Source organism: Aquincola tertiaricarbonis (genome assembly GCF_023573145.1).
Classification (GTDB): Bacteria; Pseudomonadota; Gammaproteobacteria; order Burkholderiales; family Burkholderiaceae_C; genus Aquincola; species Aquincola tertiaricarbonis_B.
Genome location: NZ_CP097636.1, coordinates 457,858 through 471,835, shown reverse-complemented (window position 1 = coordinate 471,835; position 13,978 = coordinate 457,858). Strand labels below are relative to the sequence as shown.

General features: G+C 69.2%; 17 protein-coding genes. 2 read left to right on the top strand and 15 right to left on the bottom strand.

What is annotated here, in order from left to right; all coding sequences use genetic code 11:
* Window positions 1-49: 49 nt before the first annotated feature.
* The 12 genes from hisH to MW290_RS16320 all read right to left on the bottom strand — a co-directional run bounded on the left by hisH (window position 50) and on the right by MW290_RS16320 (window position 9,621).
* Window positions 50-694 (bottom strand): imidazole glycerol phosphate synthase subunit HisH, encoded by a 645-nt coding sequence (gene hisH / locus MW290_RS16375; protein WP_310740149.1) that lies wholly within the window; start codon window positions 692-694, stop codon window positions 50-52.
* A 2-nt stretch (window positions 695-696) separates the two neighbouring features.
* Window positions 697-1,299: an imidazoleglycerol-phosphate dehydratase HisB gene (gene hisB / locus MW290_RS16370; RefSeq protein ID WP_250198783.1), complete on the bottom strand. Its 603-nt coding sequence runs from the start codon at window positions 1,297-1,299 to the stop codon at window positions 697-699.
* On the bottom strand, window positions 1,299-2,375 hold the full coding sequence (gene hisC, locus MW290_RS16365; RefSeq protein WP_250198782.1) for a histidinol-phosphate transaminase: 1,077 nt from the start codon (window positions 2,373-2,375) through the stop codon (window positions 1,299-1,301). Before hisC ends, hisB begins: the two co-directional genes overlap by 1 nt.
* Window positions 2,372-2,827, bottom strand: coding sequence for a PIN domain-containing protein (locus MW290_RS16360; RefSeq protein WP_250198781.1), 456 nt, complete (start codon window positions 2,825-2,827; stop codon window positions 2,372-2,374). The genes hisC and MW290_RS16360 overlap by 4 nt, the downstream gene beginning before the upstream one ends.
* The gene (locus MW290_RS16355; RefSeq protein WP_250200025.1) at window positions 2,799-3,044 is read right to left on the bottom strand and encodes a CopG family transcriptional regulator; all 246 of its coding nucleotides are present in this window, start codon (window positions 3,042-3,044) and stop codon (window positions 2,799-2,801) included. The genes MW290_RS16360 and MW290_RS16355 overlap by 29 nt, the downstream gene beginning before the upstream one ends.
* Window positions 3,045-3,104: 60 nt before the next feature.
* Window positions 3,105-4,418: a histidinol dehydrogenase gene (hisD, locus tag MW290_RS16350; RefSeq protein ID WP_250198780.1), complete on the bottom strand. Its 1,314-nt coding sequence runs from the start codon at window positions 4,416-4,418 to the stop codon at window positions 3,105-3,107.
* Window positions 4,415-5,056: an ATP phosphoribosyltransferase gene (gene hisG, locus MW290_RS16345; RefSeq protein ID WP_250198779.1), complete on the bottom strand. Its 642-nt coding sequence runs from the start codon at window positions 5,054-5,056 to the stop codon at window positions 4,415-4,417. The genes hisD and hisG overlap by 4 nt, the downstream gene beginning before the upstream one ends.
* Window positions 5,053-6,348 carry a UDP-N-acetylglucosamine 1-carboxyvinyltransferase gene (gene murA, locus MW290_RS16340; protein ID WP_250198778.1) on the bottom strand — a complete coding sequence of 432 codons (1,296 nt, stop codon included), beginning with the start codon at window positions 6,346-6,348 and terminating at the stop codon, window positions 5,053-5,055. Before murA ends, hisG begins: the two co-directional genes overlap by 4 nt.
* A 94-nt stretch (window positions 6,349-6,442) precedes the next feature.
* A complete protein-coding gene (locus tag MW290_RS16335; protein ID WP_250198777.1) occupies window positions 6,443-6,718 on the bottom strand; it encodes a BolA family protein in 276 nt (91 codons plus the stop codon).
* 10 nt (window positions 6,719-6,728) lie between these two features.
* Entirely contained in the window at window positions 6,729-7,919 is a 1,191-nt protein-coding gene (locus MW290_RS16330; RefSeq protein ID WP_250198776.1) for a DUF3734 domain-containing protein, read from the bottom strand.
* Window positions 7,916-8,686, bottom strand: coding sequence for an ABC transporter permease (locus tag MW290_RS16325; RefSeq protein WP_250198775.1), 771 nt, complete (start codon window positions 8,684-8,686; stop codon window positions 7,916-7,918). The genes MW290_RS16330 and MW290_RS16325 overlap by 4 nt, the downstream gene beginning before the upstream one ends.
* Window positions 8,683-9,621, bottom strand: coding sequence for an ABC transporter ATP-binding protein (locus tag MW290_RS16320; protein WP_250198774.1), 939 nt, complete (start codon window positions 9,619-9,621; stop codon window positions 8,683-8,685). Before MW290_RS16320 ends, MW290_RS16325 begins: the two co-directional genes overlap by 4 nt.
* A gap of 177 nt (window positions 9,622-9,798) precedes the next feature.
* Here MW290_RS16320 and MW290_RS16315 point away from each other — a divergent pair, with 177 nt between their 5' ends.
* Both MW290_RS16315 and MW290_RS16310 read left to right on the top strand, forming a co-directional pair.
* Window positions 9,799-10,470, top strand: coding sequence for a TetR/AcrR family transcriptional regulator (locus MW290_RS16315; protein ID WP_250198773.1), 672 nt, complete (start codon window positions 9,799-9,801; stop codon window positions 10,468-10,470).
* Between the two features lie 36 nt (window positions 10,471-10,506).
* Complete coding sequence (locus MW290_RS16310; protein WP_250198772.1) at window positions 10,507-11,274, top strand: tetratricopeptide repeat protein; 768 nt, start codon at window positions 10,507-10,509, stop codon at window positions 11,272-11,274.
* On the opposite strand, the gene MW290_RS16305 is transcribed toward MW290_RS16310, so the two are convergent.
* From MW290_RS16305 to MW290_RS16295, 3 genes are read right to left on the bottom strand one after another with little or no spacing between them, the layout of a single operon-like run.
* A complete protein-coding gene (locus MW290_RS16305; protein WP_250198771.1) occupies window positions 11,263-12,459 on the bottom strand; it encodes an amidohydrolase family protein in 1,197 nt (398 codons plus the stop codon). The two genes, MW290_RS16310 and MW290_RS16305, sit on opposite strands and share 12 nt — an antisense overlap.
* A 3-nt stretch (window positions 12,460-12,462) precedes the next feature.
* Window positions 12,463-13,164, bottom strand: coding sequence for a TetR/AcrR family transcriptional regulator (locus tag MW290_RS16300; RefSeq protein ID WP_250198770.1), 702 nt, complete (start codon window positions 13,162-13,164; stop codon window positions 12,463-12,465).
* A 32-nt stretch (window positions 13,165-13,196) separates the two neighbouring features.
* Window positions 13,197-13,970: a ferredoxin--NADP reductase gene (locus tag MW290_RS16295; RefSeq protein WP_250198769.1), complete on the bottom strand. Its 774-nt coding sequence runs from the start codon at window positions 13,968-13,970 to the stop codon at window positions 13,197-13,199.
* Between the last annotated feature and the right edge of the window lie 8 nt (window positions 13,971-13,978).

Here is a 13,978-nt window from a genome sequence, read left to right as displayed (position 1 = left end):
AAAAAGGAAGGGGCAACGCCGCGCGAATACGCGGCGCGAGAAGAAAACGTCAGGGCTTCCAGGAAAGGAAGTTGCGATAGAGGGCCAGGCCATGGGCCGCGCTCTTCTCGGGGTGGAACTGCGTGGCAAAAATGTTATCGCGCGCTATGGCCGAGGTAAAGCGCGCGCCGTAGTCGGTTTCGCCAACGCTGTGCGCCGGGTTTTGCGGTCGCGCATAAAAACTGTGGACGAAATAGAAATAGGCGCCATCGGGTACGCCCGCCCACAGCGCATGCGGCTTCTGAAACACCTGGTTCCAACCCATCTGCGGCACCTTGAATCGGCTGCCATCGGGTTGCAACTGCCCTTCGAGCTGAAAGCGCAGGCAGTTGCCGGCAAACAGGCCCAAGCCCGGCGTGTCCTGCTCTTCGCTGTGGTCCAGCAGCATTTGCATGCCCACGCACACGCCCATCAGCGGCTTGCTGGCAGCGGCTTCGAGCACCGCCTCTTGCAGGCCGGATTCACGCAGCTCGCGCATGCAGTCGCGCATCGCGCCCTGGCCGGGCAGCACGATGCGTTCGGCCGCGCGCACGGCCTCGGGGTCGGCGGTGACGATCACCTCGGCATCGCTGCCGATGGCCGCATGCATCACGGCCTGCGACACCGAGCGCAGGTTGCCCATGCCGTAGTCGACGACGGCGACGGTTCTGGCCACGGTCAGAGGCTCCCTTTGGTGGACGGAATGACGCCGGCGGCGCGCGGGTCGATGGCCATGGCCATGCGCAGCGCGCGGCCGAAGGCCTTGAACACCGTTTCGCACTGGTGGTGGGCGTTGATGCCCTTCAGGTTGTCGATGTGCAGCGACACCAGCGCATGGTTGACGAAGCCCTGGAAGAACTCGTAAGTGAGCTGGGTGTCGAAGCTGCCGATCGCCCCCGCGGTGAACGGGATGTGCAGGTGCAGCCCGGGCCGGCCCGAGAAGTCGACCACCACGCGCGACAGCGCCTCGTCCAGCGGCACGTAGCTGTGGCCGTAGCGCACCAGGCCTTTCTTGTCGCCCACCGCCTGCGCCACCGCCATGCCCAGCGTGATGCCCACGTCTTCCACCGTGTGGTGGCCGTCGATGTGCAGGTCGCCCTGGCATTCCACATCGAGGTCAATCAGGCCGTGGCGGGCCACCTGGTCGAGCATGTGGTCGAAAAAGCCGATGCCGGTGGCCAGCCGGGCTTCGCCGGTGCCGTCGAGGTTGACGCGCACGCGGATGCGCGTTTCCTTGGTGTTGCGGTTGACTTCCGCGATGCGGGCGGTGGTGGCGTCCATCACAGGTTGGCTTTCAGGGCTTGCAGCATCTGCGTGTTTTCTTCGGGCGTGCCCACGGTCAGCCGCAGGCAGTTGTGCAGCAGCGGATGAAGGGCCGAGACATTCTTGACCAGCACCCCGTGCTGCTTGAGGCGGGCAAACCAGGCGCCGGCATCGGGCACGCGCACCAGGATCATGTTGGCCTCGCTGGGAAAGGGGCGCACGCCGGGCATGTCGCTGAGCGCGGCCATCAGCCGCTGGCGCTCGGCGCGGATGACGCCGGCCTGGCGCGCGTACTCGTCGGCATGCTCCAGCGCGAACAGCGCCGCCTCGGCATTGAGCACGCTGATGTTGTACGGCGGGCGCACCTTGTCCACCTGCTCGATCAGCTCGCGCCGGCCCATCATGTAGCCGATGCGCACGCCGGCCAGGCCGAACTTGCTCATGGTGCGCATCACCAGCACCTGCGGCCAGCGGGCCAGGCGGGCCATGGAATCGCGGCTGGCAAAGGGCTGGTAGGCCTCGTCCATCACCACCAGGCCGGGCGCGGCCTGGATGATGCGTTCGATGCTCTCGTCGCTCCACAGGTTGCCGGTGGGGTTGTTGGGGTAGGCCAGGTAGACGATGGCGGGCTGGTGCTGCTCGATGGCGGCCAGCATCGCGGCCTCGTCCAGCTCGAAGTCGGCCGTCAGCGGCACGCCGACGAAGCGCAGCCCCTGGAGCTGGGCCGACATCGCGTACATCACGAAGCCGGGCAGCGGCGCCAGCAGCGTGGCGCCGGGCACGTCGCAGGCCATGGCCAGCAGCGAGATGAGTTCGTCCGAGCCGTTGCCCAGCATCAGCGCGCAGTCTTCGGGCAGGCCGGCATGGCGGGCCAGGGCGGCTTTCAGCTCATCGACCCGGCCGGCCGGGTAGCGGTGCATGGCCACGCGGCCCAGCCGCTCGCCCAGCGCCTGCTGCAGGTGCGCCGGCAGCGCGAACGGGTTCTCCATCGCGTCCAGCTTGATGAAGCCGGCGCTGGGCTGCACCGCATAGGCGTGCATCGACTGCACGTCCTGGCGCAGCACACGGGCGATTCGGTCGGGCAAGGTGTTCATGCGGCGGCGTCGAGCAGTTCAGGCCCGGCGATGAAAGGGTTGACGATGCGCACGGCATCGAACAGCTGGTCGTGCGGCAGCGATTCAGACAGCAGCAGCGTGCAGCCCTGCTGCTGCGCGGCGGCCACCAGCAGCGCGTCCCACCAGGGCAGGCCGAAGCGGCTTTCAACGGCCCAGGCGGTTTCCACCGTGGCGTGGTCCACCGTCCAGGGCTCCCAGCGCTGGTAGCGGCGCACCTCGGCACGCGCATCGCCGGCCGGCATCGGCGGCGAAAGCTTCTGCGTGGTGCACAGGTAGAACTCGCTCAGCACCTGGGTGCTCAGCCGGCCGATGCGGCGCAGCCACAGCTCGCGCAGCCAGGCGCGGGCGGCGGCATGGCGGACCGCGTCGGCGCGGTCCTCCGAGGCCACCAGCACGCTGGTGTCAACGAAGACGGTCGGTCGCGCGGTCATACAGATCGGCCCGTGGGGCATAGGCGCGGCCGTCGGAGGCGTAGCCCAGGTCGCGCTGCATCCATTCGTTCATCGCGCGCTCGTAGGCGTCGTCATGGCGCATCTTCTCGGCCAGCATCTCGCCGATCAGCCGCGAGACGCTGGTGTTGCGGCGCGCCGCTTCCATGCGCGCCCAGTCGGCGACGCTGTCTTCCATGGTGACGGTGACGTTCTTCATCGGACGCAAGGACAACACGAAGTTCGTGTAACGCGATCTTCGTGGAACACGAACTTCGTGTCAACGCTTCAGTCGGAACTCCGCCGCTTGCGCATGGGCTTGCAGGCCCTCGCCGTAGGCCAGTTCGGCTGCAACCTTGCCAAGCACCTGGGCGCCGGCTTCGCTGACCTCGATCAGGCTGCTGCGCTTCTGGAAGTCGTACACGCCCAGCGGCGACGAAAAACGCGCCGTGCCCGAGGTGGGCAGCACATGGTTGGGGCCGGCGCAGTAGTCGCCCAGGCTTTCACTGGTGAAGGCGCCCAGGAAGATGGCGCCGGCATGCTTGAGCAGCGGCTCCCAGCGGTGCGGGTCGCGCGAGCTGACTTCCAGGTGCTCGGGCGCGATGCGGTTGCTGATGTCGCAGGCCTCTTCCATCGAGCGGGTGTGGATCAGCGCGCCGCGGCCTTCCAGCGAGGCGCGGATCACGTCCTGCCGCGGCATGCCGGGGAGCAGCCGCTCGATCTCGGCGCGCACCTGCGCGATGTAGCCGGCATCGGGGCACAGCAGGATGCTTTGCGCCAGCTCGTCGTGCTCGGCCTGGCTGAACAGATCCATCGCCACCCAATCGGGCGGCGTGCTGCCGTCGGCCAGCACCAGGATTTCGCTGGGGCCGGCGATCATGTCGATGCCCACGGTGCCGAACACGCGGCGCTTGGCGCTGGCCACGTAGGCATTGCCCGGGCCGGTGATCTTGTGCACCGCCGGCACCGTGGCCGTGCCGTAGGCCAGCGCACCCACCGCCTGCGCGCCGCCGAGGGTGAAGGCGCGGTGCACGCCGGCCACGTAGGCCGCGGCCAGCACCAGCGCATTGCGCTCGCCCTTGGGCGTGGGCACCACCATCACGATCTCGCCCACGCCGGCCACCTGGGCCGGGATGGCGTTCATCAGCACGCTGGACGGGTAGGCCGCCTTGCCGCCGGGCACGTAGATGCCCACGCGGTCCAGCGGCGTCACCTTCTGGCCCAGCAGCGTGCCGTCCTCGTCGCGGTACTGCCAGCTCAGGCCGCAGGCCTGCAGCTGGCGCTCGTGGTAGCTGCGCACGCGGCGGGCCGCGAACTCGATGGCATCGCGCTGCGCCGCGGGCAGGCAGTCGAAAGCGGCCTTCAGCTCGTCGCGGGTGATTTCCAGCGCGGCCACCGAGTCGGCCTGCAGGCCGTCGAAGCGCGCGGTGTACTCGAGCACCGCCGCGTCACCACGCGCCTGCACGTCCGCCAGGATCTCGGCCACCCGCTGCTCGATCGCATGGTCGGTTTCGGCCGACCAGTGCAGCACGCGCTGGAACTCGGCTTCGAAGTCGGCGGCGGTGGTGGCGAGCTGGCGGAGGGCGAGGGTCATGGCTGGATCGCGGATTCGAAGGCGTCGATGAGGGGCCGAAGCACGTCGGCCTTGAGCTTGAGCGCGGCCTGGTTGACCACCAGGCGCGAGGAGATGGGCATGATCTGCTCCACCTCCACCAGGTGGTTGGCGCGCAGCGTGCTGCCGGTGGACACCAGGTCGACGATGGCATCGGCCAGGCCCGTCAGCGGCGCCAGCTCCATGCTGCCGTAGAGCTTGATCAGGTCGACGTGCACGCCCTTGTCGGCAAAGTGCTGGCGGGCCACGGTGGTGTACTTGGTGGCCACGCGGATGCGCGAGCCCTGCTTGACCGCCGCGGCGTAGTCGAAGTCGGCGCGGGTGGCCACGCTCATGCGGCAGCGGGCGATGTTCAGGTCCAGCGGCTGGTACAGGCCGCTGCCGTCGTGCTCCAGCAGCACGTCCTTGCCGGCCACGCCCATGTCGGCGCCACCGTACTGCACGTAGGTGGGCACGTCGGTGGCGCGCACCAGCACCACGCGCACGTCGGGCCGGTTGGTCGGCAGGATCAGCTTGCGCGAGGTTTCCGGGTCTTCGGTCACCTCGATGCCGGCTGCCTTCAGCAGTGGCAGCGTCTCGTCGAAGATGCGGCCCTTGGACAGTGCGAGGGTGACGGTCATGCGTCGCCCCTGTCGGCGGCGCCGGCGATGCGCTCGATGTCGGCGCCCAGCGCGCGCAGCTTCACTTCCATGCGGTCGTAGCCGCGGTCCAGGTGGTAGATGCGGTCCACCACGGTTTCGCCCTGGGCCACCAGGCCGGCGATCACCAGGCTGGCCGAGGCGCGCAGGTCGGTGGCCATGACGCGGGCGCCCGACAGCCGCTCCACGCCCTGCACCACCGCGGTGTGGCCGTCCACCTCGATGTTCGCGCCCAGGCGCTTCATCTCGTCGACGTGCATGAAGCGGTTCTCGAAGATGGTCTCGGTGATGCGCGCCGCGCCCTCGGCCACCGCATTGACGGCCATGAACTGCGCCTGCATGTCGGTGGGAAAGGCCGGGTACTCGCTGGTGCGAAAGCCCACGGCCTTGGGCCGGGCGCTGGCGCGCACGCGGATCCAGTCGTCGCCAGAGGTAATGTCGGCGCCGGCTTCACGCAGCTTGTCGACCAGCGCGTCCAGGTGGTGGATGCAGGTGTCGCGCAGCGTCACGTCGCCGCCGGTGGCCAGCACGGCGCACAGGAAGGTGCCGGTCTCGATGCGGTCCGGAATCGTGCGATGGCCGCCGGTGGGCGCATGCAGCCGCTCGACGCCGGTGATGCGCAGCCGGCCGGTGCCGATGCCTTCGATCTTCGCGCCCATCTTGACCAGCATCTCGGCCAGGTCGGTGACTTCGGGCTCCTGCGCGGCGTTTTCCAGCACCGTTTCGCCTTCGGCCAGGGTGGCGGCCATCAGCAGGTTCTCGGTGCCGGTGACGGTGATCATGTCGGTGGTGATGCGCGCGCCCTTGAGCCGGCCGCCGGGCGCCTGCGCCACGATGTTGCCGTGCTCCACCACGATCTGCGCCCCCATCGCCTGCAGGCCCTTGATGTGCTGGTCGACCGGGCGCGAGCCGATGGCGCAGCCGCCGGGCAGCGACACCGTGGCGGTGCCGAAGCGCGCCAGCAGCGGCCCCAGCGCCAGGATGGAGGCACGCATGGTCTTGACCAAGTCATAGGGCGCCACCGGGTTGGCCACGTCGCTGGCATCCAGCAGCACCTCGTCGGCGCGCGCGGCGTCCTGCTGGGCCTGCACGCCCATGCTGCGCAGCAGCTTGAGCGCGGTTTGCGTGTCTTTCAGGTGGGGCACGTTGCCTAGGCGCACCGGCTCGGCGGTGAGCAGCGCGGCGAACAGCTGCGGCAGCGCCGCGTTCTTGGCGCCGGAGATGCGCACTTCGCCCTGGAGGCTGCGGCCGCCGCGGATGAGGAGTTGGTCCATGTGGGTGTGGGCTGGCTGTGCGGCGCCGCTGGCGGCAGCCGGGCCATCACGCACCGTGAGGCAGCCCGCCGCCCGCGGCTTGCCGCGGGGTCGATCAGTGGCGGTGGGGCTCGGCGGCGGGGCTGGCGGGCTGGGCCTGCCATTCGGCGGGCGTCAGCGTCTTCATCGACAGCGCGTGGATTTCCTCGCGCATGCGCTCGCCGAGCGCGGCATACACGCGCTGGTGGCGCTGCACGCGGCTCTTGCCGTTGAATTCGGCCGAGACGATGGTCGCGAAGAAGTGGCGGCCGTCGCCTTCGACGTCGAGGTGTTCGCAGGGCAGTCCGGCGGCGATGAAGTCGCGGACCTGCTGGGGTGTGGGTTCGGCCATGGCGGGCGGATTATCGCCTGCGCCGCGAAGACCTGCCCGCGCCGTTGTCCCGGTGCACGTCGTGGGTGACCACGGCGGCCTTGGGCGTGGGCGGATTCAGCCAGTCGGCATGGGCCAGGGTGCGGCGCACGTCGTCCAGGCCGCTGGCCCAGTGCTCGCGCATGGTCAGCGGGCCGAACTCGTAGTCCTTGCTCAGGCCGTCCCACTCCTTGTCGCGGTAGATCAGCTGCACGATGTTGAGCTTGCGGTCGCAGGCTTCCAGCGCCGCCTCTTCGCACCACTCGCAGCCTTCGCGCGCTTCGGGCGGCACCTTGGCCAGCACGCCGCGCAGCAGCGCGCGCAGCTTCTGCTCGCGCGACAGCAGGTCGGTGATGGCCCGCGTGCGGCTGGAAAAGCGGATGTCCTTCTGCCGCTCCTCGATGTCGTAGAGGTTGGCCGGCAGCGGGCCGGTGGCGCTCCACAGGTCGACCTGGAAGGCCAGGGTGTCGCGCCGCGGCGTGTCGGCCAGCACCTCGGTCAGCGGCGTGTTGGACACCAGGCCGCCGTCCCAGTAGCACTCGCCGTCGATCTCCACCGCCGGAAAGCCCGGGGGCAAGGCACCCGAGGCCATGAAATGCTCGGCCCGCAGCCGGCCCTTCCAGGGCCCGCGCGAGTTGTCGAAGCGCTCGAAGTTGCCGTTGCGCACGTTGACGGCCGAGACGGTGACGCGCATCTCGCCGCTGTTGATGCGGTCGAAGTCGACCAGCCGCTCCAGCGTGGCCTTGAGCGGCGCCACGTCGTACCAGCTCAGTTCATGGAACGGCCGCTGCGGCCACCAGGGCGGCGTGAGCCGCGGCACGAAGAAGCCGTGCTGGCCGCCGACCACCGCCCGCGCCGCCTCCATCGCATTGAAGGCGGTGCGCAGCGCGCCGCCGCCGGCCTCGGCCGCGGCCTGCATCCAGTCGGTGCTGGGCGCGACGAAAGCGGGCTGGCAGATGGTGTTCCAGAACTCGCGCAGCCGGTCCACCCGTTGCTCAGGCGCATTGCCGGCGATCAACGCGCTGTTGAGCGCACCGATGGAGATGCCGGCCACCCAGTTGGGCCAGATGCCGGCCTCGGCCAGCCCCTCGAACACGCCGGCCTGGTAGGAGCCGAGGGCGCCGCCACCCTGCAGCAGCAGGGCGATGTGGTCATAAGGCAGTGATCGATTCGTGAGCTTCATGCCCGGAGTTTGTAGCCACTGGCAAGCAGCCGCAGCGCCACCGCGGCCACCGCCAGGAAGCTGACACCCACCACGCCCAGGCTCAGCCAGGGCGAGACGTCGCCGGTGCCGAAGAAGCCGTGGCGGAAGCCGTCGATCATGTAGAAGAACGGGTTCAGGTGGCTGACCGCCTGCCACGCCGACGGCAGCGAATGCACCGAATAGAACACGCCCGAAAGGAAGGTCATGGGCATGATGATGAAGTTCTGGAACGCGGCCAGCTGGTCGAACTTCTCGGCCCACAGCCCGGCGATCAGCCCCAGGCAGCCCATCAGCCCGGCGCCCAGCGCCGCGAAGACGAAGATCCACCAGGGCGCGGCAAAGGCCGGCGGCGCGAACCACACCGTCACCAGCATCACGCCCAGGCCCACGGCCAGGCCGCGGATCATGGAAGCGCCCACATACGCCGCGAACCAGGCCCAGTGCGACAGCGGCGTGACCAGCAGGAACACCAGGTTGCCGGTGATCTTGCTCTGGATGAGCGAGGAGCTGCTGTTGGCGAAGGCGTTCTGCAGCACGCTCATCATCACCAGCCCCGGGATCAGGAAGCTGGTGTAGCGCACGCCGGGGTACACCTGCACATGGTCTTCCAGCACGTGGCCGAAGATCAGCAGGTACAGCACCGCGGTGAGCACCGGCGCGGCCACGGTCTGGAAGCTCACCTTCCAGAAGCGCAGCACTTCCTTGTAGAGCAGCGTGCGTGCGCCTGCGAACAAAGCGGTGGTCATGCCGTCACCTCCGCCCGCGCGGCGGCCGCCTGCGGCGCGCCCTGCATGATTTCCAGGAATACGTCCTCCAGGTCGGCGCGGCCGATCTCCAGGTCTTCCACCCGCACGCCGGCGGCGCGCAGGCGGGCCAGCAGCTGTTCCACCTCGGCGGCGTCGTGCGCCGTCACCTGCGCGATGCGGCCGGTCACGCGGGCATGCGCGGCGATCTCGGGCGGCAGCGGGTCGTCGGTCTTGAAGCGCAGCATGGTGCTGGCGGTGCCAGCCAGCAGGTTGGCGGTGCGGTCCAGCGCCACCACCTGGCCACGCTTGAGCATCGCGATGCGGTGGCACAGGGCCTCCGCCTCTTCCAGGTAGTGGGTGGTCAGCAGCACCGTGTGGCCTTCGCGGTTCAGGCGGGCGACGAACTGCCACAGGGTCTGGCGCAGCTCCACGTCCACGCCGGCGGTGGGCTCGTCCAGCACGATGACCGGCGGCCGGTGCACCAGCGCCTGCGCCACCAGCACCCGGCGCTTCATGCCGCCCGACAGCTGGCGCATGTTGTTGCCGGCCTTGTCGGCCAGGCCGAGGCTGGCCAGCAGCTCGTCGATCCACGCGTCGTTGTTGCGCACGCCGAAGTAGCCGCTCTGGATGCGCAGCGTCTCGCGCACGCTGAAGAAGGGGTCGAACACCAGCTCCTGCGGCACGATGCCCAGCGCCTTGCGGGCAGCGGCGTAATCGGCCACGACGTCGTGGCCCATCACCGTGACGCGGCCGGTGCTGGCGCGGGTCAGGCCCGCGAGGATGCTGATGAGCGTGGTCTTGCCGGCGCCGTTGGGGCCGAGCAAGCCGAAGAATTCGCCTTCTTCGATGTCGAAGGAGACATCGTCGAGGGCTTGGAAGCTGCCGCTGGCTCCCCGGTAGGTTTTGGCGACGTGCTGGAACGATACGGCGGGCATGGGGCGGCGATTGTAGGGAGGGCCGGCCGCCCCTGCCGGAGACCAGGGAGTGCCCACCGCCCATGCCGGCGGGGTGGGGATGGGCTGGTTTTGTCCCGATCAACAAGCCGGGCGGCCGGTGCTAGGGTGGCTGCAGACGTGGCCGCACCAGTGGCCGAGGGGCCCCAGGGCGGAGACATGCAGTCCCAGACCAAAAAACCCAGGCGTACCGCGGAGCGCATCCTCGATGCGGCATTGGAGCTGCTCAACCGCTTCGGGGAGCCCAACGTCAGCACCACCCTGATCGCCTCGGAGCTGGGCATCAGCCCCGGCAACCTGTACTACCACTACCCCGCCAAGGAAACCCTGATCAACGCGCTGTACGAGCGCTACGAGCAGGCGCTGGCCGAGCGCCTGGGCACCGCGCCGGACGTGGACTCGCTGGAAGCGGCCTGGCATTTTTTCCAGCAGCTGTTCGAGGTGGCCTGGCAGTATCGCTTCCTGTACCGCGACCTGAACGACCTGCTGTCGAAGAACCGCATGCTGGAGGCGCGCTTCCAGGCGGTGCTGGAGCGCAAGGGCCGCGCGGTGGAGGCCGTGGTGGACGGCCTGGTGCGGGCCCACGCCATGACCATCGCCCCGGCCGAGCGGGCGCCGCTGGTGCAGTGCCTGGTGGTGGTGGCCAGCCACTGGCTGAACCACGAATACGCCCGCGACCCCCGTCACGCGCTGGAGCCCGAGCGCGCCGAGGCCACGCTGGCGCGCGCGGTCTACCATCTGCTGACGCTGCTGCAGCCTTACCTGGGCGAGCCCGCCCGCCAGCAGCTGCAGGCCCGAGCCCCGGCCCGGCCCACCGCACAACTGCCTTGAGGCCACCGAGGCCCACCTGACGCGAGAGAAGTACCCATGGGCCAGTGGACCGGTTTTCCCTATCCGCTTTATCCGTTCGACATGGACAGCGTGCGCGCACAGTGGGCGCGGCTGCACCAGGGCGACCAGGAGCCGCTGCCGGCCGACGAGGCCGTGCTGCAGGCCTGGGTGTGCTTCCACGCCGGCGATTTCGAGGGCGCCCGCGACCGCGGCATCGCAGCCGGCCGCGCCGGCACCACCGTGGCCAACAAGGCGCAGATCGCCTACGCCAGCTACCTGGAGCCGCGCGAGGCGGCGCGCATCGCGCTGTTCCTGCAGGCGGCCGAGCGGGCCGAGGCGCAGGCCGCGGCCGAGCCCGGCAATGCCAATGCGCACTACCTGCTGGCCTCGGCCCTGGGCCGCTACAGCCAGAGCATCAGCGTGGCCAAGGCGCTGGCCATGGGCATGGGCAGCCGGGTGCGCGCCGCGCTGGACACCGCGGTGCGGCTGTGCCCCTCACACGGCGAGGCGCACATCGTGCTGGGTGCCTTCCATGCCGAGGTGATCGACAAGGTGGGGTCGCTGCTGGGCCGCACCCAGGGCGCCAGCGTGGAAGCCGGGCTGCGCCACTTCCGCCAGGCGCTGCGGCTGATGCCCGACAGCGCACTGGCGCGGCTGGAATTCGCCAAGGGCCTGGTGATGCTGGAAGGCGAGAAACGACTGCCCGAAGCCGACCGCCTGTGCCAGGAAGCAGTGGCCTGCACGCCGGTGGATGCGGCCGAGCGGCTGCATGCCGAGCGGGCGCGAGCAGAGTTAAGCGACTGAGCTCACGACCGGAATCTCGGTGGCGGGCGGCGTGTTGCGGCTGCGGCCGCAGCGCACCAGGCCGTCGATCATCACCATGCCGATGCCGGGGATGTCGCCCAGCTGAACGCTCTCGAGCAGCGTGCGGCCGGCGCTGTGCTGCGCGCGGTCCATGAACACGAAGTCGGCCGCGCGGCCGGGTTCGATGAGGCCGCAGTTGAGCTGGCGCATGCGCGCGGTGTTGCCGGTGGCGAAGCAGAACACCAGCTCGGCCGGGATGTTGGCCAGGCTGGACAGCATGGCCACCATGCGCAGGATGCCCAGCGGCTGCACGCCCGAGCCGGCCGGCCCGTCGGTGCCCAGGATCACCCGGTGCGGGCACTTGAGCTGCATCGCGGCCTGCGCGGCGGCAATGGCCACCTTCTCGTTGCCGTTGTGCACGATCTCGATGCCGCGGCTGCTTTTCTCGCACAGCTCGCACACATGGGCTTCGGGCAGCGCGGTATGGCCGCCGTTGATGTGGCCGATGATGTCGGCATCGGCCTCCAGCACCACGTCCTTGTCGATCAGGCCGCTGCCGGGAATGGACGGCCCGCCGGTGTGGATGGTGCTCTGGATGCCGTGCTTGCGCGCCCAGGCCACCATCTCCTTGGCCTCATAGCCGGCCTTCACGCTGCCCAGGCCCACCTCGCCCAGCAGCTTGACGCCGGCGGCCGCCAGCTCGGCAAAGTCGCTCTCGACCATGCCCTTCTCGATCACCGGTGCGCCGGCCAGCACCTTCACGCCGCCGGGGCGGAAGTTGTCGAAGGCCCGCTGAGCGGTGATGGCCAGCGCCTTCAGGCCCACGATGTCCTTGGGCCGGCCGGGCAGGTGCACTTCGCCGGCCGAGATCATGGTGGTGACGCCGCCGTGCATCGACGAATCGATCCAGCCCAGCTGGCCCTGGCGCGGCGTCCAGTCGCCGAACACCGGGTGCACGTGGCTGTCGATCAGGCCGGGCGCCACGCAGGTGCCGCGGGCGTCGATCACGGTCTTCGCGCCTTCGGTGTTGCAGTCGGCCAGCTTGCCGACGGCGGTGATCAGGCCGTCATCCACCACGAGGGTGTCGGCATCGAGGATGGGCCGGTCGAGGTCGCCCGAGAGCAGCAGCCCGATGTTGCGGATGACGACCTTGCCCGAACGGGCATCTGCGGCGGCTTCGGCCATGCGTTAACTCCTGTGGCGGACGGTGCGCAGCACCGCATCGATGACGAACTGTTCCCAGTGCACCAGCGCGCCGGGCGTCTCCAACTGCTCGCCGAGGAAGGCCGACAGCGTGAAGCGGTTGGAGAGGTAGAAGTACGACAGGCCGGCGATCATCAGGTAGACATCGCGGGCCGGCACGTCGTCGCGGAACAGGCGCCGCGCCACGCCGCTGTGCAGGATGCGGCCGATCACGTCCACCGCCGGCGAGGAGTACTCGCGCGCCCGCAGCGACTTGCCGATGTGCTTGCCGCGGTGCAGGTTCTCGGTGTTGAGCAGCGTGATGAAGTCGGGGTTCTTGAGGTAGTAGGTCCACATGAACCGGATCACCGCCGTCAGCGCCTGCTCGGGCTGCTCGACGTCGATCGACAGCTCGGCCTCGGCGTCGTTGAAGCGGCGGTAGCACTCCTCCAGCACGGCCACGAACAGGCCTTCCTTGTTGCCGAAGTAGTAATAGATCATCCGGTCGTACGACTTTGCGGCCTTGGAGATCTGGTCGATCTTGCCGCCGTCGTAGCCCTGCTTGGCGAACACCTTGGTGGCCGCCTTCAGGATGCTGTCCCGCGTGGCCCGGGCCGACAGCTCGCGCACGCCCGGCGGGCGCTGGGTGCCCGCGGCCGTGCGGCGGGCGGGGGTGGCGGCGGGTCGGCGCGTGGGCTTGGTCGGCACTCGGGGGCTCGCGGGATTCAGCGCTCAGCAGCTCACTGCTCGGCGAAGGCGCGCTCGATGACGAAGTCGCCCGGCGTGGTGGTGTTGCCTTCCTTGAACTTGCGCTCTTCCAGCAGGTGCTTCAGGTCGCGCAGCATGGCCGGGCTGCCGCAGATCATCACGCGGTCTTCGGCCGGATCGATGTTGGGCACGCCCAGGTCCTGGAACAGCTTGCCGCTGACCATCAGGTCGGTCACGCGGCCCATGTTCTTGTAGCTCTCGCGCGTGACGGTGGGGTAGTACAGCAGCTGCTGGCTGATCATCTCGCCCAGGAACTCGTGCTTGGGCAGGTGGTCGGTCACCAGGTCGTGGTAGGCCAGTTCGTCCTTCTGGCGCACGCCGTGGATCAGCACCACCTGCTCGAACTTCTCGTAGGTGGCGGGGTCGCGGATGATGCTCATGAACGGGGCGAGGCCGGTGCCGGTGCCCACCAGGTACAGCCGCTTGCCCGGCAGCAGGTAGTCGATCAGCAGCGTGCCGGTGGGCTTCTTGCCCACGATCACGGTGTCGCCCACCTGGATGTGCTGCAGCCGGCTGGTCAGCGGGCCGTCGGGCACCTTGATGCTCAGGAACTCAAGGTGTTCCTCGTAGTTGGGGCTGACGATGCTGTAGGCGCGCAGCAGCGGCTTGCCGTTGACACGCAGGCCGATCATCGTGAAGTGGCCGTTGGAAAAACGCAGGCCGGCGTCACGCGTGGTGGTGAAGGTGAAGAGGCGGTCGGTCCAGTGGTGGACGCTCAGCACCTTTTCTTCGTGGAAAGCGCTCATGGCGAGAG